This is a genomic window from Prosthecobacter sp. (genome assembly GCF_020439865.1).
Classification (GTDB): Bacteria; Verrucomicrobiota; Verrucomicrobiia; order Verrucomicrobiales; family Verrucomicrobiaceae; genus Prosthecobacter.
Map to the genome: position 1 here is coordinate 1 of NZ_JAGRPF010000140.1, position 19,858 is coordinate 19,858.

The window sequence follows — 19,858 nt, forward strand, 5'->3', positions numbered from 1 at the left end:
CCTCCTCCGGCATCAGGCACAGCGCCTCCGATTCCTCCGGCGCCGACGGTGAAGCCGGCGTCATAATTCTTGCGCAGACGGGACAACCCGCCATGCTGGGTGGCTCACTTCTCAAACCATTTTTGGATGAAACAGATTTTTCTTTTGCTGGCTCCACTGTGTCTCATGCTCACCGGCTGTGCGGGTTACAGTCTCGGCAGTCAAAAGCCCGCCCATCTGCGCCACATCACCAAGATCGCGGTGCCAAGCTTTGAAAATCTGACGCTGGAGCCCCGTCTGGGGGTGCTGGTGACCAATACGATCATCAAGCAGCTGCAGAACCACGGATCCTATCAAATTGTTTCCCGAGGCGAGGCAGAGGCGATTCTGCAGGGGAAGATTTTACGAATCAATCGCACGCAGTTCCGTTCAGATCGTAACAACATCCTGCGTACGTCGCAGATTCTGGCGACCCTCTCCTGTGCGTTCACGATCACGGAGGCCGGTTCCGGCAAAGTGATTCACAACGGAAGCGCCTCGGCTGATTCTTACATCATCCTCGATGCGAACCTTCAGCTCTCCGAGACCCAGTTGCTTGAAGATGCGGCTCAGCGTCTCGCTCACGAAGTGGCTGATCAGGTTTCCGAGGGCTGGTAACCGACTCTCCGTTTCATGTCATCGGAGCAGGATTCAAAGGCGGACCATTTCGAAGGCGAGGCGCATGCAGTGCTTGAACCTGTGGTCGCCACCGGGCGTTTGAGGGCGGGGCTTCATCTGGTGGCGACTCCGATCGGAAACATGCGCGACATCACCCAGCGTGCGCTGGACACGTTGCGCGTGGCCGATCTGGTGGCATGTGAAGACACGCGTCACTCAGGGATCCTGCTGAAGCACCATGATATTCGAGCACGGCTCGTCAGTCTCAACGAACACAATGAGGCGCAGCGCATTCCGCAATTGATCGATCACATGCGTCAGGGCGGCAGTGTGGCCCTGATTTCGGACGCAGGCATGCCCACCGTATCTGATCCGGGACAACGACTCGTGGGAGCCGTGGTGGGAGCAGGTTTGCATGTCGAGGGGATTCCGGGCCCAAGCGCGGTGATCACCGCGCTCGCCGCTTCGGGGCTGCCCACGACGCCCTTCTTTTTTGGTGGATTTCTCCCGCACAAAAAGGGCGCACGAACCACCGAACTCACCGCTGCTTTGCAGCGCGACTGCACCAGCATCTTCTTCGAAAGTCCCTACCGGCTCGTCGATACGCTGGCCATTCTGGCAGAGCTTGAACCGGGGCGTCGCATCGTTGTGGCACGTGAGCTGACGAAAAAGTTTGAGGAATTCAAGCGTGGCCCGGCAAGCATCCTGCTCTCTTGGTTTCAAACTAAAGCGCCAAAAGGCGAAATCACTCTTCTTATCGCTCCGGTTGATCCCCCCAAGTGGTTGACCTGGTAAAACTTTCCCAACTCAGCACTCCCATGGAAGCCCTCGCCAACTGCGCCGTTCTCGACACCACCGACAGTCTCAAGCTCTCAATCACCAATCACCTGCGCTTTACCCTGGGCGCCTACATTGAAACTGCCAGCGAGAACGACTGGTATGTCGCCACGTCGCTGGCGGTGAGGGATCGGGCCATGGAGCGTGCCACCCAGTCTCGCCGGCAGCATCGTGCGCAGGGAGTGCGTCGTGTGCATTATCTCTCGCTGGAGTATCTCATGGGCCGGCTGTTGGAGAACAATCTGCGCAATTCAGGGATTTACGAAGCCACCAAGCAGGCGCTGGCAGAGATGGGCAAAGACTTGGATGCGCTGGTTCAGAAGGAGCCTGACATGGGGCTCGGAAACGGAGGTCTGGGACGTCTCGCAGCCTGTTTCATGGACTCTCTTAGCACCATGGATCTACCGGCCATCGGCTACGGCATTCACTATGAGTTCGGTCTTTTCCGCCAAGAGTTCGTGAACGGCAAACAAGTCGAGCATCCCGATGCTTGGATGCGTGATGGCAGCCCCTGGAAGATTGCGCGGCCATCGTACCGCCAGACGGTGCATCTCTATGGCAGGGTCATTCAGAAATTCGACGAGTTCGGCCAGCCTCACCACGAGTGGATCGAGACCAAATGCCTTTTGGGACTGCCATGGGACATTCCCATCATTGGTTACGACAGCAACACCGTGAATGTTTTGCGTCTCTGGCAGGCGCAGGCGGACGAAGATTTCAATTTCAAGGTGTTCAACGAAGGCAGTTACATCGAAGCCCTTCGTGAAAAGGCCATTGCTGAAACCGTTTCCAAGGTGCTCTACCCGAACGACGCCACCGAAAGCGGCAAAGAACTGCGTCTGGTGCAGCAGTACTTCTTCGTCGCCTGTTCGCTGGCCGACATTGTGCGTCGATTCAAGGGGGGCTACGAGCTGCCGTGGAGTGAATTCCCCTCCAAGGCCGCCATCCAGCTCAACGACACGCATCCTGCAGTCGCCATTCCCGAACTCATGCGAATTCTCGTCGATGACGAGAAACTCGAGTGGACACAGGCCTGGGACATCTGCCAGAAAACGTTCTCCTACACCAATCACACGCTGCTTCCCGAGGCGCTCGAAACATGGAGCGTGGCCTTGTTTGAGCGTGTTCTCCCGCGGCACCTGCAGATCATTTTTGAAATCAACAAGCGCTTCCTTGACGGCGAGGTAGAAAAACGCTGGCCGGGAGATTCCGACAAGAAGCGCAATCTCTCGCTCATCGAGGAGCGTGGCGGCAAGCACGTCCGCATGGCGCATCTCTCCGTTCTTGGCAGCCATGCGACAAACGGAGTGGCCGCGCTCCACACGCGCCTGCTTTGCGAGCGACTCTTTCCCGAATTCTTCGAGCTGTATCCCGGCCGCTTCCTCAATCTTACCAACGGCGTCACCTTTCGCCGCTGGCTCGACGTGTGCAATCCGCAGCTCTCCGCGTTGATCTCTGAGTCTATCGGCTCCGGATGGCTGAAGGATGCGAATGAATTGAAGGCGCTGGACCGGTTTGCCGACGACGCTTCGTTCAGGGAAAAGTTCCACGCCATCAAGCGCGGTCACAAGGTGCATCTTGCCAAGATCATCCAGGACACCTGTGGTGTCTGCGTCAGTCCGGATGCCCTGTTTGACGTTCAGATCAAGCGTCTGCACGAGTACAAGCGCCAGCACCTGAATCTGCTGCACATCGTCAGTCTCTACCGCAAGATCATCGCGAACCCGGAGATCGACATGGCACCGCGTGTCTTTATCTTCGGAGCCAAGGCTGCACCAGGTTACTTTCTTGCCAAGAACATTATTCACGCGATAAACGCCCTCGCCGCCAAGGTGAACCACGACCCGCGTGTGGATGGGAAGCTCAAGGTCATCTATCTCCCGAATTATGGCGTTTCACTCGCCGAGCGCATCATTCCTGCTGCCGATCTCTCGGAGCAAATCTCTACTGCGGGCAAGGAAGCTTCCGGCACTGGCAACATGAAGCTCGCCCTCAACGGTGCGCTCACCATCGGTACGCTGGACGGTGCCAATGTGGAAATCCTCGAAGAGGTCGGCCCGGACAACATCTTCATCTTCGGTCTCACCGTGGAGGAAGTTACCGAACTGCTGGCCAAAGGCTACAACCCTTGGGACTTTTATCACGCAAGCGAGGATCTGCGTCTCAGCATCGACTGGCTGGCATCTGATTACTTCACCGGCAATCCTGACGAGTTCAAACCTCTGCGGGACAGTCTGCTGGCACATGGAGATCCTTTCCTCGTCATGGCGGACTACGAACGCTATGCGGCCTGTCAGTCCAAAGTGGACGAGGCCTATCGTGATCAGCCGCGCTGGCAGAAGATGGCCATTCACAACACGGCTCGCATGGGCAAGTTCAGCAGCGACCGCACCATCCTCGAATACGCCAAAAACGTCTGGAAACTGCCTCAGGTCGTCGTCTGAGGCGCTACAGCGCTTCGTGCACCGTTTGTGCGGCGCGCGAGTAAGCGCCACCGCTGCCGAGCGTGGCAACTACCTCGGCCAGTTCCTTCTGCATTTGCTGCCGTTTCGACTCGTGGGTTAGGAGGTCGAGTGTGACCTTCGCCAGACTGTCTGCGGTCAGTTTTTCCTGCACGAGTTCTGTCACCACTTCGCGTTTCGCCAGAATGTTGACGATGCCCAGGTGCTTGATGCGCACGACGAGTTTGCCGATGATATAAGTCGGCCAGCTTACGTTGTAGACCAGCGTGTAGGGCAGGCCAAAACATGCCGCTTCGAGCGTGGCGGTGCCGGATGCCACAGCACCGGCTTCGGCACGCTGCATGAGATCATAGACCGTGCCGGTTTCGATCCAGCGCTTGGCTTCGGGCATGCCGTGTTCCTCCGCCATGGTGCGCATGTAGCCGGCAAGGGATTCGTTTGCCGCAGAAACGGCGAAACGTGCGTTGGGGATCGCCTGCTTGATCGCTTTCGCAGCATCCATCATGAGCGGAAACAGACGGCGCACTTCGTTGAGTCTGCTGCCGGGAAACCAGCCGACCAGGCCGGATTCGCGCTTCCAGTCCCGCTTCAGTGTCACCAAGCGATCGACCATCGGGTGGCCGCTGAATTCAGTGCGAAGTCCGCTTTTTTCATAGAACTCCTTTTCGAAGGGAAAGATGCAGATCATCAGGTCCAAGACCTGGGCCATCGTTTTCACACGGCCCTTTTTCCAGGCCCAGACTTGGGGGCTGATGTAGTAGAAGATTCGGCCCTTGTAGCCGGCGGTGCGCAGCGCTTTGGCCAGTCTCAGATTGAAGCCGGGGTAATCGACTAGAATGACGGCCTCGGGCTTCTGGTCGAGAATGGCGTCGAGCACCGCGTCCATCTTCTCTTTGAAATAGCGGTACATCTTCACCACCTCCCAAAGGCCGACGACTCCGGCCGTCTCAACCCAGTCTTCAATGCCTTCGCCAATGAGTTCCCTCATCTTCGGTCCACCCAGACCGATGACCTTCATGTCCGGCTCGAGCGCCTTCAATTCACGCAGCAATCCTGCGGCATGGGTGTCGCCGCTGACTTCGCCTGCGATGATGAAAATCCGGTTCATGAGGTGCCGAGAGCGGCGTTCTTTTCGATCTGGTCGGTGATTTCGAGCGCAATTCGCACGGCCTCGGCGCCTTCTTGCCCCGTAACCACCGGCCTGCGGCCGTGACGGGCGCATTCGACGAAGGCGGCGATTTCGAGTTTCAGCGGCTCGTCTTTTTCGACTTCGACCGCCTCGCGCACGATCTGCATGCCGTCCTTGCGGTAGATCCAGCCGCTTTGTTCCTGATAGTCGAGACTGAGGTAGCTGTCGTTTTGGAAGACGCGGATTTTGCGCATCTTCTCGGGGCTGATGCGGCTGGCGGTGATGTTGGCGATGCAGCCGTTGGCGAACTTCAGTCGTGCGTTGGCGATGTCCTCACGCTTCGTCAGCACGGGAATGCCGACGGCGTCCACCTGCACCAGCGGCGACTTCACGAGGTGAAGGACGATCTCGATGTCGTGAATCATGAGATCAAGCACCACGCCGATGTCGATGCTGCGGTTTGGGAACGGGGAGAGACGGTGGGCTTCGATGAACTTGGGATGGTCCATGCGCTGCTCAAGCTGCAGAAGCACGGGATTGAAACGCTCGATGTGGCCGACCTGCAGGATGACGCTCTTTTCCTGCGCGAGTTCGATCAGCGCCTGGGCCTCTGCATAGGATTCGCTGATCGGCTTTTCCACCATGACGTGAATGCCGCGCTGCATGAGCGGTTCGGCAACCTTGCGGTGGAAGATTGTCGGGACGGCCACTGTGGCTGCGTCAATGCGCTGGGCGAAATCCTCGAGGTCGCTCGCGGCCTGGGTGCCATATTGAGCGGCGAATTCGGCGGCGCGTGCGGCGTCAGCATCATACACGGCGGCGAAAGCAACCACTCCGTCGCTCTTCGCGGCGATCTCTGCCATGATGCGGGCGTGATTCTTGCCAATGGCGCCGACTCCGGCGACTCCAATGCGGAAAGGGGAACTCATGATTTGATCGAGGAGGGAAGGGTTAGAATTTGCCGGGGAACTTCATGCCGGGCGGAAGTTTGGGCAGTTTTCCACCACCACCCAGCATGCCGCCGAGGCCACCCATTCCTCCCGGTCCTCCCATGCCGCCGCCTCCACCCATCATGCCGCTCATCATCTGGGCCATCATGCCCTTGTTGCTCATGAGCTTCTTCATCATTTCGAACTGCTTGAGAAGCTGGTTCATTTCCATCACCGGACGTCCGGCACCATTGCAGATGCGCTTGCGTCGCTGGCCGTTGATGATCTCCGGACGCTGGCGCTCTTTCGGTGTCATCGAGAGGATCAGGGCTTCGACATGCTTCATTCGTTTGTCGCCATCGGCTCCCACCATGTCCTTCATCTTGCCCATTCCGGGCAGCATGCCGAGGATGCCGCCGATGGGGCCGAGTTTCTTCATCATGCGCAGCTGGGCAAGCATGTCGGTGAAATCGAATTTGTTCGACTGCATCCGGGCGGCGAGTTTCATCGCCTCCTTTTCGTCGATCTCTTCAGCGGCTTTCTCGACGAGGCCGACGACGTCGCCCATGCCGAGGATGCGCTGGGACATGCGGTCAGGGTGGAAGACCTCGAGTTGCTCGACCTTTTCGCCGACACCCAGGAACTTCACGGCACAGCCGGTGACCTGACGCATCGAAAGCAAGGCGCCGCCGCGGGCGTCGCCGTCCAGCTTGGTCATGATCAGGCCGGTGATGCCGACGGCGTCATTGAATTTCTGCGCCACGCTGACAGCCTGCTGGCCGGTGGCAGCATCAGCTACGAGCAGCACTTCATTGGGCTCCACCATGGCCCGCACGCGCTTGAGTTCGGCGAGGAGTTCTTCGTCGAGATCCTGACGACCGGCGGTGTCAAAGATGGCGATGCCGCTGCCCTGTTCCTTCAGCCAGACGAGCGACGCCTTTGCCGCCTTCACCGGATCAGTTTCGCCTTCAGCGGGTGCGAAGACGGGCACGTTGAGCTGCTGACCAAGAACCTGAAGCTGTTTGATGGCGGCCGGACGGTAAAGGTCGAGGGCGATGAGCAGCGGCCGGCGTCCTTGTTTCTTGAGCCAGTTGGCGAGCTTGGCGGACGTCGTCGTTTTACCGGCACCGTTGAGGCCGGTCATCAGGATGCGCTGCGGCGGGTCGAGATTCAGCGCGCTGGCATCACTGCCGAGCAGCTTGACCAGCTCATCGTGGAAGATTTTGACGATCTGCTGGCCGGGCGAAACGGTGCGCAGCACTTCAGCACCCACGGACTGTTTTGTGACGGTTTCGACGAGGTCTTTGGCGACTTTGAAGTCCACGTCGGCCTCCAGCAGGGCCATGCGGATGTCCTGCATGGCTTCGCTGACATTGGATTCACTGATGCGGGCCTGGCCGCGCAGCTTTTTGAAGGCGCTTTCGAGTTTTTCAGAGAGGGCGGAGAACATCGGGAAGAGGAGTGGGGCGCGTGACAGTCGGCAGAAGCTTCCGCATGGCAACTGCGAAGGCGGATCTAATCAAGGCCTCGAAAATGGAGCTACGGTGCTGGAAGGTAAGCCGCGGCGAGGTCGATCTTGAAGCGCCAGCTCACCACTTCGGCAGGCTGGGCGGCATCACGCTGAAAGCTGAGGCTGACGGCGCATTCTTCGCGATGCAGTTTGTAGGGAAACTGAAAGCGCACAACCATTGTGGCCGGATCGTAGTTCACCGGAACGGTGCCGAGACCGGCGATGCGCAGCTTGATGCTCTCGGGGACGATGGTGCCGATTTTTTTCAAATCTGCCTCGATGAGAGGACGTCGTTCCGCGATGACGGCGTCGGGTTTGGGAGTGAGCTGTATGAGCTGCTCTCCTTTGTCGTTTTTCGCGTCTGCCACGAGGAACTTGTTGGAGGTGACGTCTCCGCGCCCCCGGAAGCTGGTGGCGAGCTTGAAGTTGGTGTCGTTGTCCCCATGGATGATGTAGCGACCGATTTTGCCGTTGGGGGTGTCCCAGGTGACTTTCTGGCCGTTTACCGTGACGAGCGATTCGTAGCCGACCTGCAGTCCTGTCTCCATGATGCTGTCATCAAAGATGCCGAAAGGATAGGCGAAGGAGGTGATTTTGATCTTGAGGTTCTGTTCCAGAAAGTCGCGCGAGTCCTTGAGTTCGCCCACAATCCATTGCTGAAAGTCAGCGTCGTTCTTCGCGCCTTTAGGGCGCTTCTTGAGGCTTTCATGGGAGACGCTGTGGCTGCCGATTTCGCAGCCGTGCGCCATCATCTCCTTGAGTTGGTCCCAGCTCATGGAGCGACCGCCGATGTTCACGTATTTTTTGTAGAGATAGACGGTGAACGGGAAGTTGAACTCACGCAGCACCGGATAGGCGTAGGTGTAAACGCCTTCCCAGCCGTCATCCATGGTGATGACGATGGATTCTTCCGGAATGTTCTTCTCTCCGCGCTTCCAGGCCATCATCTCGTTCAATGAGATGACCGGAATCTTGGAGTCTTTGATCGCCTGCATCTGCTCGCGGAATTTGGGTGCGGCAATAAGCATGGGACTGCCGCCGCGATCGCGAAAATCATGGTAGCCAAGAACGGAAACGATGGCGGACTTGTTGAGCTCGAAGGCTGGGGCTGCCGGGATCTCAGGCTCCGGGGCGGCTGAGCTTAGCATCGCGGAATCCTGCAGCTTCTTTTCGATCGCCTCTTCCTCGGGGGTCAACGCGGGCTCGGCTGGCTCAGCGGGCTTGGGAGGAGGCGGAGGTTTGGGGGCGACTCCACTTTGCTCTGCCAGGCGACGCAGCTTGTCCTCGATCCGCTTGCAGGATGGCAGCGAGCCAAGGGCCAGAAGTGCGATGGAAAGAAGAAGGACGGAACGCAGCATGGAACTAGGGATTGGGGGCGGGGGCACGCGGACGGGTGATGAGCAGGCTCTTGAGGGTGACTTTGGGACTGGTTTTGTCACCGGCGCTGAGATGCAGTGTTTCTCCTCGATGGTCTCCGGTCAAGACAAGGCTGCCCAACCGCATGATTCGGAACGTTTCGGCATTCTTGGTCGTCCGGTCAGCATCGAGGTCTTTTTCGATGATTTGTCCGTTAAACTCGACACGAATCTTCACAGGCTGGTTCAGCTCCGGACATGCGTAGTGTAGCAGGATGTCGTAGCTGCCTGCGGCGATGAGTTCGATGCGCCATTCGGCTTCGCCGATCAGTGCAGTTGGGGCGTCAGGAGGCGGTGTGGGTGAAACAGACTGGGCGAGGGCGGGTGCCAGCGCGATCAGCGCCTCTTTGCGTTCGGCAGGGACGGGTGGAGGCATGGCCGAGGGCATCGGCATGGTGCCCGACTGCGCCTTCTGCATGGCAATGAGATCCAGTACACCGCCTGCGCTTATGATTTGTTGGATGCGTCCGATCTCGGCGTCGTAGGCCGGCTTGTTGGTGGCACCGGCCGCCTGACGTTGCAATTCGATCAGATACTTCCCGAGCAATGGGATGTGACGTGCGCTCAGCTCTTTCTGATAGATGCTTTCCATCTGTTGCAACCGCGTGGCCGGCGCTGCAGGTGCGGCGGGTTGCTGGGCTCCTGCACTGGGAGCAAGCATGATCAAAAACAAAGCGAGCATCAGCACGCGCCTCATTGCTTTTTCCCTCCATTGGTTTCAGCCGAAAGCGCCCAGGCTCCGGGGGCGGGCTTGCGGTTTTTGGCGGCGGTTTCACGGGCGGTGAGGGTCGAGAGGAAGGCACGTTCCATCACACTTCGGCGCAGATCTCGCGGTGGTGGGACGGCGGCGGCGAGCCCGTGGTCGACGAGCACGTTTTGATACAGGCCGACATCAGGCAGGAACAAAAGGGCGGCATAGGTGCCGTCTTTGTCGCGATCCGGGCGGATGAGCAGGCGCAGCGGTTTGTCACGCAGATAGCCGGCGGTGAATTCACGTGCGGCACGGCCCACGGCGACCGCATCTTCGTTTTCGATGTTGAAGTGCTTAGCAAAGCGATCCACACCCGGGTCGTCTTCTTCAATCGGGGCACAGTCAACCCAGAGGAGGCGCACGGGAAGCGTGCGGCCCTCATGCACGACGCTGAAGCGCTCACCGGAAAGAGGTTCTTCTCCTGACAGTCGTGCGTCACTGAGATCTTCGAATCCATTGAGATTGCCACCGACGGAACTGATCGCGCGGATGCCGGTGGGACCTGTTTTTTGATCGCTCAGACGTTGGACGCGGCGTGTCTCGGCGTTGACCTGATCTTTCAAGGCGGGCTTTTCCTGCGCGAGGTTTTGCAAGTTGGCGAGATAGGCGGTGGTGGCGGTGGCGCGGGCGTCGTCGATGGCTGTCTTCAGCGCGGCATTGGCCTGCTGCATCGCGGTGGTCGAATTGGCCAGTGGCACCTCTGTTGTTGAGGCGGCTTCTTCCGTCACGGGAACCAGCCGCAGATTGCGGACGCGGATGATGTTGGCGGGATAACCTGCCGAGGATGCGAAACGCAGCGTCACCGGGTTGCGCGTGAAGGTGAGCGGGCCCACGCGCACCGTGGTAAAGGTGGTTTCATCGGTGCTGCGGGAGATGTCGAACGTGCGGTGATTTTCGGGGGCTTTGCCCAGCAACGTCACCTCGTCGAATTCAAACAGTGCCGTCTTCTGCGGCTGAAATTTCGAAGAGGCGTAGATGCTGCCTGCGACGGGCGCGTCGCTCATGTTCGCTTCGAATTCGAGATGATAGCTGCCGGGCAGAAGGCGGAAGTCCTGCCACTCGGCGCCGCTCCCGTTGGAACGCCAGCCGCTGAGAGTTTCACCGGAGGCCTGGGCCGAGCCCATCATTCGGGCCTGCACCAAGGGCAGGGGAGTGGCGAGGCTGGACGCGGTGCCGGCGTAAAGCGCCTGCAACTGCTCACGACGCTGCCGGATGGCCCGGGCCTCTTCGTAGTCACCTGTAGCGGCGATTTCCGTCTCCGCCCTCGCAAGCGCCCGTTCGTATTGTTCGGTCAGGAGCTGCGAGTCTGCCATGACCTGCCGAAGAAACGTGGCGCGTGTGGTGGTGAGAGCGGCGGGTTCCGCAGGTTCGGGAGTCGGCGTCTGAGCCTCGGACAGCGGTGTCAAACCGGCCTGCAGGGCAAGGATCAAAACTGTCAGTCGGAGATTCATCGGGATGCCGGTGCCAGTTCGACGCCCAGCAGTTGCATGAGATTGTTGGTGAAGAGCGATTGTGCGACGAGTGTGAGCGTGCCTGACCCATCGCTGATCTTGAGGGTGCCGGCGCTCCGTTCTTCGGGGCCTTTAAGCGTGGTCTCGATGTCCGTGGTGAGCGTGAATCGTGCTTCTTTGATCAGCAACTGGCCTCCTTCCGCCGCGCCGCAGCGATAGCGCAGCATCACTTCATAACCGCCGGGCGGAAGCGAGGGCAGCTTCCAGGTCGCGGAGGCTCCGATCTTCGACCAGCCAGTGATGGCTCCGCCTTCGCGGCGGAGATCGTTCAGGGTGGCTGCATCGAGAGAGAGCTTGATGCGGTCCGGCAGCAAAGCTGTTTTGAGTGATTGTTCACGTGTCTGTAGAAGCAGCAGCTCTTTGTCGAGCCGTGCGAGTTCGTTTTGCAGACGCTTGCGCTCATCGCGCGCGGTGATGGCGGCGTCGTAATCGCGTTCGGCGGCGAACTGTTTCTCCAGTGTGTCGAGGGTGGTGATCTGCTGCTTGATCGGTGAAAGGCTGGCTTCGATCAGGTCTCGTTCATACCCAAGTCGCAGAAGAGCGATGTCCTGGCTGGCTCCGGGGTCGCCGGTGCGCTTTTCCCCCGACGGAGCTGACGAGGCAAGCCCCGCGCCAACGAACGCGCATGCGAGAACGAAACCGGGTTTCAAGTGAAGGTAAATTGGGGTGAAATAGGTGGGCGCATGCTAGCCGGAGCCCATGGTGAAACAAGCCCGAACTCACCTCTACGAATGTGGAGATTGATGCGAGACCGAACAAAATCACGCTGGTCACGTGATTCCCGCTCTGTCAGCATCATTGCATGCGTTCTGTCCTCGCACTCCTTCTTCTGACCCGCCTCGCCGCCGCCGAGCCCGAGTTTCCTCTCACGGAAGACTCCAAGCCGCAGTCGCAAGTGCCCAAGGGCGCGCTGATTAAGGACAGCTACACCGCGAAGGAAGGCGGTGTCTTTCCCGGCACGCAGCGCGGATACGAGATCTACCTGCCCGCAGGCCTCGACAAGTCGAAGCCTGCCGCCTTCATGGTGTTTCAGGACGGCGTCATCTATCAGGCGCCCGTCGTCTTCGACAATCTCATTGCGAATAAGGACATCCCGCCGCTCATCGGCATCTTCATCAAGCCCGGGATCGTTCCTGCCGCGAATGAAAACGCCCTGCCGCGCTTCAACCGCAGCTACGAATACGACAGCATCACGCCCACCTACTCGCAGTTCCTCATCGACGAGTTTCTGCCCGCCATCGAGGCGAAACACGGCATCAAACTCAGCACCGATCCCAATCACGCCGCCATCGCCGGCAACAGCAGCGGCGGCATCTGCGCCTTCATGGTCGCGTGGCATCGCCCCGACCGCTTCCGCCGCGTGTTCACCGGAGTCGGCACCTACGTCGGCATTCATGGGGCCGATCAACAGCCCGTCCTCGTCCGCAAGTTCGAGCCCAAGCCCCTGCGCGTTTTCCTCCAGAGCGGTGCCAGCGACAACAACCTCTACTGCGGCGACTGGTGGATGGCGAACCAGATGATGGAGCGCAGCCTCACCTGGGCCGGCTACGACGTGAACCACGCCTGGGGCGAAGGCGGCCACAATCAAAAGCACGCGAGCCAAATCTTCCCCGACGTCCTCCGCTGGCTCTGGCGCGACTGGCAGACGGACATCGAGGTGAAGTCGAACCCGAAAGGCGAGTCGAACTGGAAGGGATTTGAGGTGGTGGGAGAAGGAGAGTGGGAGGGCGTTTTGCACGATCCGGCGACCGATCATTTCCCGGCGTTGCGCGCTGAGATGGCTTCCACAGCCGATGGCACGGTTTATGTCCACAAAGGGGCGGTAGAGAATGTCACCTCGTTTGTCCGATTGGATGCCCATGGAGGAAAACAGGAGGTGAAGGTTCACTCCAAAGGAGGTTCAAGCGGCTTCAAGGCGGGACCGAACGGCTGCTTGCGTCTCTTTTTCGCAGTCGAGCATCCAAACAAGTTTGCGCGCATTGTGGATGTCACTTCAAACGGAAACGTGGAGCGTGAAATCAGATTCGGAGACAAAGAAAACGAATACGACCCGCCATGCACCAATCACAGTGGCGTCTGCTGTGACAGCTTGGGCCGCTTTTATTTCGCGGGCTGTAATGATGCGCTCATAGGTCGGGTCGATGTCGATGGCAGCTACCACTATCTTCATGGCGAAAAGCTGCATTCCGAAGTCCTTGGCTCATCGGGTGGCTCAATTTGTCTCTCGCCCGATCAAAGCCTGCTCTACATCACAGGTTACAATAGCCGGATCGACTGCGTGCAGCTTCGGATGGAACCGCCATTGTTCCAACATCCGCAGCACTTTTACCTCACTGAAGATCCTTACGGACTGCCATTTCCAGCGAGAACCCATGCCATGTGTGTGGACACCAACGGCTGGCTCTACGTCGCCACGTCTCTTGGTATCCAGGTCTGTGACCAGGCAGGACGCGTGAATTTCATTATTCCCACTCCAGGCGAACCGCGCGACATCTGTTTCGGTGGAAAAGATCTCGGTGAACTTTTTGTCGCCTGCCATGACAAACATTACCGCACCCATATCTACAAGCGCTCGACCAAGGCCAAAGGTGTTGTCAGCGGCCAGCAGGCACCGATTAAACCGCCGCCACCGAAGCTCTGAGCGGTTGTCCGTCTTGCCCGCTCTCGATTGCGTTGCATCATCCACGCATGTCCGACCTCGACCACCTCCGCACGCTCCTCCAGCGTCGCCTTGACCTCATCGCCGATCACGCCTTCCGTGATCGCGACGCGGCGGCGCATCTGGAGGCGCTGAAAACGGTTTCGGAAGAGATCATGGCGGAGCATCAGCGTCTGCGTGCTGTGCTGCCGCCGCGGCTCAATCATTTCCTCACGCAGGCGAGCTTCTCGAAGGCGCTGGAATATCTCGATAGCTCGGAGGACTGAGCGCGTTGAATTCGGTCCACCATGAACCGTTTCCTTGTTCTCACGACGCTGCTTTGTCTCTCGATCGCCCATGCCGCCACGGCGGCCGACAAACCGAACATCATCTTCATCCTCTGCGATGACCTCGGCTACGGCGATGTGAAATGCCTGAACCCTGAAGGCAAGATTGCCACGCCGAACTTCGACAAGCTCGCCGCCGAGGGCATGAAGTTCACCGACGCCCACTCCGGTTCCAGCGTCTGCACACCGACCCGCTATGGCGTGGTGACCGGCCGCTACGCGTGGCGCTCCAAACTGCAGAGCAGCGTGCTCGGCGGTCTGAGTCCGCGTTTGATTGAGCAGGGCCGCATGACGGTGGCCAGCATGCTCAAGACGCAGGGGTATTCGACTCACTGCATCGGCAAGTGGCATCTTGGCATGGACTGGGTGCGCAAGGGCGAGGTGACCGAGTTGGGCATCGAATCCGCCGCGCAGGTGAACAACGTCGATTACACGAAGACGATCGCCAACGGGCCCACCACCGTCGGCTTTGACACCTACTTCGGCATCAGCGCCTCGCTGGACATGGTGCCCTACTGCTTCATCGAAAACGATCACGTCGTGGCCAATCCGACGGAGAACATGAAGCTCGCCATGAACGGCTCGGGCGGCAAGATGAGCTTCACCCGTGAGGGCCCCGGCTCCCCCGGCTTCCGTGGAGAGGACGTGCTGCCATCGCTCACCAAGCGCGCCGTGACGATCATCAACGAGAAGGCGAAGAAGGGCGATCCTTTCTTCATCTACATGCCGCTGAACTCGCCGCACACGCCCATCCTACCGAGCGAGAAATGGCAGGGCAAAAGCGGCATCAGTCTCTATGCCGATTTCGTCATGGAAACCGATGATGCGATCGGCCAGGTGATGCGTGCCACGGAAGAGAACGGCATCGCCAAAGACACGCTCATCATCGTGACCAGCGATAACGGCTGCTCGCCGCAGGCAAACTTCCCCGAGCTCATCGCCAAAGGCCACAATCCGAGCTACAACATGCGCGGCCACAAGGCAGACATCTTTGACGGCGGCCACCGCGTGCCCTTCATCGTGCGCTGGCCTGCGAAGGTCAAAGGTGGTCAGACGACGAGCCAGATCACGTGCCTCACCGACTTCATGGCCACCGCCGCCGAGATCGTGGGCGTGAAGCTCCCGGACAACGCTGCGGAGGACAGCTTCAGCTTCCTGCCCGTGCTGCTCGGCGAGTCCGGCAAGCCACTGCGCCAGAGCGTCATTCATCATTCCATCAACGGCAGTTTCGCGTTGCGTGAAGGCGACTGGAAGATCGAACTCTGCGCCGGTTCCGGCGGCTGGAGCGATCCGCGTCCCGGCAGTCCCGGCGAGCAAGGACTGCCCGACACGCAGCTTTACAATCTGAAGGAAGACATTGCCGAGAAGGACAACCTGCAGTCCTCGGAGCCGGCCATCGTCGCCAAAATGACCGCCGAACTCGAAAAGATCGTCACCGACGGCCGCAGCACGCCGGGCACGCCGCAGAAGAACGCGGTCGAGGTGGTCATCCGCAAGAAAACACCTGCTGCGAAGGCGAAGAAGAAAGCGAAATGACGCCATTTTCTTCGTGCGTTCCAAATCGCACCCGCTAACCTCGCGATTCCGTTTCCTCAAACCAAGCAACCACCATGAGCTACTCCTCACCCAAACTTCACAATGCAATGTGGCCCGGACTCGTCGGCAAAGGCGATGGCGAAGGCCAGGAGCCACCGATCAGCCTCGAAAAGATGCTCGACCTCACCGCCGCCGCGAATGTGAACGGCCAGAAGTTTGAAGGCATCGATTACTTCCTGTTCCTGCCTCACACCAATCCCGAGGCGAGCGACGACGAACTGAAGAAGATCGCCGACCTCATCGCCTCCAAAGGTTTCTCCGTTGGTTCCCTTGTGGCCCCTGTGTGGCCCGGCACCGTCGGTGATTCCGCCATGGGCGACGACGCCCAGCAGGAGAAATTCCTCAGCGCTGTGAAAATGGCCTGCCGCATCGCGAAGGTTTTCAATGCGCACGGCGTCCGCAAATACGGCGTCATCCGCATCGACTCCGCCGAGTTCGGCATCGCCAAATGGCGCGAGAATCCGCAGGCAAACACCGCCCGCATCATCGACACCTTCAAGAAGGCCGCCGCCATCGCCGCCGACAACGGCGAGCGCCTCGCCGCCGAAGGTGAAATCTGCTGGGCCGGCATGCACTCGTGGAAGGACATGCTCGACGTCCTCGAAGGCGTGGGCATGCCCAACGCGCTCGGCTTCCAAGCCGACCTCGCCCACACCTACCTCTACACGCTCGGCTACAATGCGCCTGAGCATGCCCTCGTGAAGGAAGGCTACAGCGACGCCGAATTCTGGGCCGCCTACGAGAAGATGACTGACGCTCTCCGCCCATGGACGATCGACTTCCACGTCGCTCAAAACGACGGCACTGTGCATGGCGCCGGATCGCACGACAAGACCGGCAAGCACTGCCAGGCCGACGATCCAAACGGCAAACTCGACATCACCAAAGCCGCCGGCTACTGGCTCAAGGACGCCGCCGCCCGCGGCATCCAGCACATCTGCTGGGATGGCTGCATGTTCCCGAACGCCGTGCTCGAAACGCCGGACACCTGGAACAAGATCCTCAGCGCGATGATCAAAGTCCGCGACGCACACGGCTGGTAAATCCATCCGCTGCTTCAAACTCACAAAAGCCGTCGGGGAAACCCGGCGGCTTTTTCGTGCTTGTGCTCAGACGTCGGGATCGTGTTATCCTGCTCGGATGAAAGCCTCGTTTGCCCTCCTGTGCTGTCTTCTGGCTCCCATCGCGATGTTAGCGCAGGAGGAGGTGGAGCGGACTCCGGAAACGATGATTGCGGGAGTTCGTGCGAACCTTGCCGCCTACGAGAAGATCAAGCTCTCCGGTGCCAGTTCATCCGCCTCATTTAAAATCAAGCTGGGCGAGACCACTTCGAGCTACAAGGGAGGCCTGGTGTTTGATGGTTTTCGCATCACCGCTCCTGAGGATCTCGAAGGACGCGACTTTGTGTGGTACTTCAACGCACCCGGCGCCTGGTCCACCTGGTACGTCGTTCCGGTCTCTGGCGATGTGGAAGACGCATTTCGCAACTGGTTGAATGCTGACAAAATCTACCAGGGGCTGGACGTGGCCGGGGAGAAGGACCGCTTTCGCGCTCTGCAGACCTTGGACGGCAGCTACTTCAAACCGGGACGGGACTACATCTTCTGGTTCCAACAAAACAAGGAGACGAAGGACACGGAACTGCGTGTGACGCTCGGCTTTGCTGCCAAGCCCGCCGACGACAAGGAGTGGGGACACGCGGGCGTTGAGAAAGCGCTCAAGCTCAAACCGGCCGGCGCGGCACAGCAGGTGAAAGAGCTCGGATCACGAGGGGGCAGGATCTTGCTGGACCAGGCCTTCTTCAGCAAAGGTTATGCCGAGGGGCGAATCGACGATGTCTTCTTCAACAAGCGGCAGACAAGCTGGACGAGAGGCGGATACTTCGTGACGATCGAGATGTCCTGTCCGCCCTGCCGCACCGAGCCGTCGTTGGCAAAGATCCGTGCGAAGTATGGCGACGCCGACTTTGTGCAATCGGCTGAGGAGCATGACAAAGTCTATGGCAGCAGAGAAGGGAAGGGAAAGCCGGACAAGGAGGACAGGGTGGTTACCCACTTCTATGACTACTTTGGTTTTGAAATCGATCCCAACGATCCTGCGGAAACGGTGCTGAGGGTAAGAACCCAGGCGAACGATTTCTCGAAGCTGCAGCCGCCTGATGCTGACGGCCATTTCGCCCAGATCGGGATGAAGAATCTGACCGTCTTTTACAAGGACAAGAAGGAGGTTGGACGGATGTACTTTTTCACGGAGGGCGGCAAAGTGCCTTTGCTGATTCAGGAACCGCCTGTCGGCCAATACCGCAACGAGGACGAAGTGCTCGACTATCAGGGCGGTGGACGCTGGCTGCTGCTGGACATGGAGGACCACCAAGTGGTGCGCCGCATTCCGTTTGCCAATCACCGCATGGAAGGACTCGCCGAGGGATTCTACTCCGACGGCAGCCCCAGTTTCAAAGCCAGCTACAAGGCGGGCGAGCTCCACGGCGAGGCCGTTCAATACTCGGAGGAGGGAAAGGTGGTCAAACGCCAGCGCTTCCGGGATGGCGAGCCGGTGGATGAGTCCGAAGGTGCTCCGAAGAAAGGACCGTCCAAGACTGCCGAGCCCAAGGTCAAACCCAAGGCTTTGTGACCAGCTTCTGGGCTGGTCGGCTCAGCGAGTTTGCATCAGCGATGCTCGATCACATCGTCGTGCTTGAAGCGCACCTTGGGTAGGACGGCATAGCGGTCATCGGCATGGCGATAGCCCGCAGGGCAGAGGACGGCGGTGGTGAGCCCTTGGGCCTCGAGGCCGAGCAGTTCGTCGTATTTCTCGGGAACGAAGCCTTCCATCGGACAGGTGTCGACACCGAGCAGCGCGCAGGCTGTCATGAACTGACCGAGGGCGATGTAGGCCTGCATCTTGGACCACTCCCGGGTCATGTAACCCTGCTGATGCGTGCCCATGAGCATTTTGCGGAATCCCGCCAATGAATCCGGCGTGCCACCGCGCACTTCGGCGATGCGCATGAGGTTCGCGTCGATGTCCGCCTCGTTCATGGCGCGTTTGGTGGCCATGACGACGAGGTGGGAACAGTCGGCCACCTGCCGCTGACGCCAGGAGTGTGCCACGAGTTGTTCCCGCAGTTCCTGATCTTGAATGACGAGGAACTTCCACGGCTGAAGGCCGAAGCTCGAGGGCGTGAGGACAAGGGATTCTTCAAGCGCTTTCCAAGTGTCTTCGGGAATCTTCTTGGTGGGATCGAAGACCTTCGTGGCGTAGCGCCAGTTCAGTGCGGTGAGGAGATCGGCAGGAGTCGTGGACATAAATGAGACGATAGGAAGGCGGATGAAGAGGATCAAGGCTCCTGCCGGGTGGGGCAGATGACCATTTCGCGGACGCAAACACTCTGAGGCAGTTTGCAGGACCACACGATGGCTTCGGCGATGTCGGTGGGCTTCAAGGCGCCGCCGATCTGTTTCGCGTAATCCCACCAGCCGTCTCGGGAGGCGTCGTGCGTGGTGTGATTGACCAGATCAGTTTCCACCATGCCGGGGGCGATGGTGATGAGGCGCACGTTCTTGCTGCTGACTTCCTCGCGGATTGCTTCGCTGATCGCATGCACGGCGAACTTGGTTCCGCAGTACACCGCGTGATTGCTGAAGGTCTTCACGCCGGCGATGGAGCCGATGTTGACGATGGTGCCGCTGCCGCGCTTCACCATGCCGGAGAGGGCCAGGCGGATGCCGGTGAGGACCCCCTTGATGTTGATGTCGATCATCGAGTCCCACTGGGTGGGATTGCTCTCGAGAGCCGGGGCATTCATCATGACTCCGGCATTGTTCACCAGGTATTCGGCGGGGCCGAACTGCGCCTCGGCTTCGTCGATGGCTCTCTGGAAGCTCTCAGCGTCGAGGACATCGACGGCACGGCAGAGGGTACTTGGGAGCTTGAGAGCCTCCATGGGTTCCAGACGGCGGGCCAGCAGGAGCAGGGGGTGCGCGGCGGCGGCAAAGGCTTGAGCCGTGGCGGCTCCAATGCCTGAAGAGGCGCCGGTGATGATGACGAGTTTGTTCATGGGGAGGTGCGGACTGGAGGCTGTCTTTGGCACGGGCCTG

17 protein-coding genes are annotated in these 19,858 nt (G+C 59.4%); 8 read left to right on the forward strand and 9 right to left on the reverse strand.

All coding sequences use genetic code 11. The features are described 5' to 3' along the window. The first annotated feature begins 126 nt into the window (after positions 1 to 126). The 3 genes from lptE to KDL09_RS16975 all read left to right on the forward strand — a co-directional run bounded on the left by lptE (position 127) and on the right by KDL09_RS16975 (position 3,917). On the forward strand, positions 127 to 636 hold the full coding sequence (gene lptE, locus KDL09_RS16965; protein WP_294387662.1) for an LPS assembly lipoprotein LptE: 510 nt from the start codon (positions 127 to 129) through the stop codon (positions 634 to 636). A gap of 120 nt (positions 637 to 756) precedes the next feature. Next, complete coding sequence (gene rsmI / locus KDL09_RS16970) at positions 757 to 1,431, forward strand: 16S rRNA (cytidine(1402)-2'-O)-methyltransferase (RefSeq protein WP_294387820.1); 675 nt, start codon at positions 757 to 759, stop codon at positions 1,429 to 1,431. A gap of 23 nt (positions 1,432 to 1,454) precedes the next feature. Beyond that, a complete protein-coding gene (locus KDL09_RS16975; protein WP_294387664.1) occupies positions 1,455 to 3,917 on the forward strand; it encodes a glycogen/starch/alpha-glucan phosphorylase in 2,463 nt (820 codons plus the stop codon). A gap of 4 nt (positions 3,918 to 3,921) precedes the next feature. Here KDL09_RS16975 and lpxB read toward each other — a convergent pair whose 3' ends face one another. From lpxB to KDL09_RS17010, 7 genes are all read right to left on the reverse strand, one after another. Beyond that, positions 3,922 to 5,043, reverse strand: a complete 1,122-nt coding sequence (lpxB, locus tag KDL09_RS16980; RefSeq protein ID WP_294387668.1) for a lipid-A-disaccharide synthase — start codon at positions 5,041 to 5,043, stop codon at positions 3,922 to 3,924. Then, positions 5,040 to 5,993 carry a Gfo/Idh/MocA family oxidoreductase gene (locus KDL09_RS16985; RefSeq protein WP_294387671.1) on the reverse strand — a complete coding sequence of 318 codons (954 nt, stop codon included), beginning with the start codon at positions 5,991 to 5,993 and terminating at the stop codon, positions 5,040 to 5,042. The genes lpxB and KDL09_RS16985 overlap by 4 nt, the downstream gene beginning before the upstream one ends. 22 nt (positions 5,994 to 6,015) lie before the next feature. After that, positions 6,016 to 7,443 (reverse strand): signal recognition particle protein, encoded by a 1,428-nt coding sequence (ffh, locus tag KDL09_RS16990; RefSeq protein WP_294387674.1) that lies wholly within the window; start codon positions 7,441 to 7,443, stop codon positions 6,016 to 6,018. 89 nt (positions 7,444 to 7,532) lie between these two features. Further along, a complete protein-coding gene (locus KDL09_RS16995) occupies positions 7,533 to 8,861 on the reverse strand; it encodes a polysaccharide deacetylase family protein (protein ID WP_294387678.1) in 1,329 nt (442 codons plus the stop codon). A 4-nt stretch (positions 8,862 to 8,865) separates the two neighbouring features. Next, positions 8,866 to 9,579 carry a hypothetical protein gene (locus tag KDL09_RS17000; RefSeq protein WP_294387681.1) on the reverse strand — a complete coding sequence of 238 codons (714 nt, stop codon included), beginning with the start codon at positions 9,577 to 9,579 and terminating at the stop codon, positions 8,866 to 8,868. Positions 9,580 to 9,611: 32 nt separating this feature from the next. Beyond that, positions 9,612 to 11,120 carry a hypothetical protein gene (locus KDL09_RS17005; protein WP_294387683.1) on the reverse strand — a complete coding sequence of 503 codons (1,509 nt, stop codon included), beginning with the start codon at positions 11,118 to 11,120 and terminating at the stop codon, positions 9,612 to 9,614. Further along, complete coding sequence (locus tag KDL09_RS17010; RefSeq protein WP_294387685.1) at positions 11,117 to 11,830, reverse strand: hypothetical protein; 714 nt, start codon at positions 11,828 to 11,830, stop codon at positions 11,117 to 11,119. Before KDL09_RS17010 ends, KDL09_RS17005 begins: the two co-directional genes overlap by 4 nt. Positions 11,831 to 11,982: 152 nt before the next feature. Between KDL09_RS17010 and KDL09_RS17015 the strand changes: the two genes are divergently transcribed. The 5 genes from KDL09_RS17015 (at position 11,983) to KDL09_RS17035 (ending at position 18,392) form a co-directional block, all read left to right on the forward strand. After that, positions 11,983 to 13,821 (forward strand): alpha/beta hydrolase-fold protein, encoded by a 1,839-nt coding sequence (locus KDL09_RS17015; protein ID WP_294387688.1) that lies wholly within the window; start codon positions 11,983 to 11,985, stop codon positions 13,819 to 13,821. A gap of 47 nt (positions 13,822 to 13,868) precedes the next feature. Then, positions 13,869 to 14,105 (forward strand): hypothetical protein, encoded by a 237-nt coding sequence (locus tag KDL09_RS17020; RefSeq protein WP_294387691.1) that lies wholly within the window; start codon positions 13,869 to 13,871, stop codon positions 14,103 to 14,105. 21 nt (positions 14,106 to 14,126) lie between these two features. Then, the gene (locus tag KDL09_RS17025) at positions 14,127 to 15,701 is read left to right on the forward strand and encodes an arylsulfatase (protein WP_294387694.1); all 1,575 of its coding nucleotides are present in this window, start codon (positions 14,127 to 14,129) and stop codon (positions 15,699 to 15,701) included. A gap of 74 nt (positions 15,702 to 15,775) precedes the next feature. Then, positions 15,776 to 16,804, forward strand: coding sequence for a TIM barrel protein (locus tag KDL09_RS17030; RefSeq protein ID WP_294387696.1), 1,029 nt, complete (start codon positions 15,776 to 15,778; stop codon positions 16,802 to 16,804). A 97-nt stretch (positions 16,805 to 16,901) separates the two neighbouring features. Beyond that, positions 16,902 to 18,392: a hypothetical protein gene (locus KDL09_RS17035; RefSeq protein WP_294387699.1), complete on the forward strand. Its 1,491-nt coding sequence runs from the start codon at positions 16,902 to 16,904 to the stop codon at positions 18,390 to 18,392. A 35-nt stretch (positions 18,393 to 18,427) separates the two neighbouring features. On the opposite strand, the gene KDL09_RS17040 is transcribed toward KDL09_RS17035, so the two are convergent. Together KDL09_RS17040 and KDL09_RS17045 are read right to left on the reverse strand one after the other, a co-directional pair. Then, on the reverse strand, positions 18,428 to 19,066 hold the full coding sequence (locus tag KDL09_RS17040) for an NAD(P)H-dependent oxidoreductase (RefSeq protein WP_294387701.1): 639 nt from the start codon (positions 19,064 to 19,066) through the stop codon (positions 18,428 to 18,430). A gap of 32 nt (positions 19,067 to 19,098) precedes the next feature. Further along, on the reverse strand, positions 19,099 to 19,818 hold the full coding sequence (locus KDL09_RS17045; RefSeq protein WP_294387706.1) for an SDR family oxidoreductase: 720 nt from the start codon (positions 19,816 to 19,818) through the stop codon (positions 19,099 to 19,101). Between the last annotated feature and the right edge of the window lie 40 nt (positions 19,819 to 19,858).

Excerpts from the sequence above, each read along its gene's own strand:
- lptE (WP_294387662.1), top strand. The coding sequence starts at position 127 with ATGAAACAGATTTTTCTTTTGCTGGCTCCACTGTGTCTCATGCTCACC.
- KDL09_RS16975 (WP_294387664.1), top strand. The coding sequence starts at position 1,455 with ATGGAAGCCCTCGCCAACTGCGCCGTTCTCGACACCACCGACAGTCTC.
- lpxB (WP_294387668.1), bottom strand. The coding sequence starts at position 5,043 with ATGAACCGGATTTTCATCATCGCAGGCGAAGTCAGCGGCGACACCCAT.
- KDL09_RS16985 (WP_294387671.1), bottom strand. The coding sequence starts at position 5,993 with ATGAGTTCCCCTTTCCGCATTGGAGTCGCCGGAGTCGGCGCCATTGGC.
- ffh (WP_294387674.1), bottom strand. The coding sequence starts at position 7,443 with ATGTTCTCCGCCCTCTCTGAAAAACTCGAAAGCGCCTTCAAAAAGCTG.
- KDL09_RS16995 (WP_294387678.1), bottom strand. The coding sequence starts at position 8,861 with ATGCTGCGTTCCGTCCTTCTTCTTTCCATCGCACTTCTGGCCCTTGGC.
- KDL09_RS17000 (WP_294387681.1), bottom strand. The coding sequence starts at position 9,579 with ATGCTTGCTCCCAGTGCAGGAGCCCAGCAACCCGCCGCACCTGCAGCG.
- KDL09_RS17005 (WP_294387683.1), bottom strand. The coding sequence starts at position 11,120 with ATGAATCTCCGACTGACAGTTTTGATCCTTGCCCTGCAGGCCGGTTTG.
- KDL09_RS17015 (WP_294387688.1), top strand. The coding sequence starts at position 11,983 with ATGCGTTCTGTCCTCGCACTCCTTCTTCTGACCCGCCTCGCCGCCGCC.
- KDL09_RS17020 (WP_294387691.1), top strand. The coding sequence starts at position 13,869 with ATGTCCGACCTCGACCACCTCCGCACGCTCCTCCAGCGTCGCCTTGAC.
- KDL09_RS17025 (WP_294387694.1), top strand. The coding sequence starts at position 14,127 with ATGAACCGTTTCCTTGTTCTCACGACGCTGCTTTGTCTCTCGATCGCC.
- KDL09_RS17030 (WP_294387696.1), top strand. The coding sequence starts at position 15,776 with ATGAGCTACTCCTCACCCAAACTTCACAATGCAATGTGGCCCGGACTC.
- KDL09_RS17035 (WP_294387699.1), top strand. The coding sequence starts at position 16,902 with ATGAAAGCCTCGTTTGCCCTCCTGTGCTGTCTTCTGGCTCCCATCGCG.
- KDL09_RS17040 (WP_294387701.1), bottom strand. The coding sequence starts at position 19,066 with ATGTCCACGACTCCTGCCGATCTCCTCACCGCACTGAACTGGCGCTAC.
- KDL09_RS17045 (WP_294387706.1), bottom strand. The coding sequence starts at position 19,818 with ATGAACAAACTCGTCATCATCACCGGCGCCTCTTCAGGCATTGGAGCC.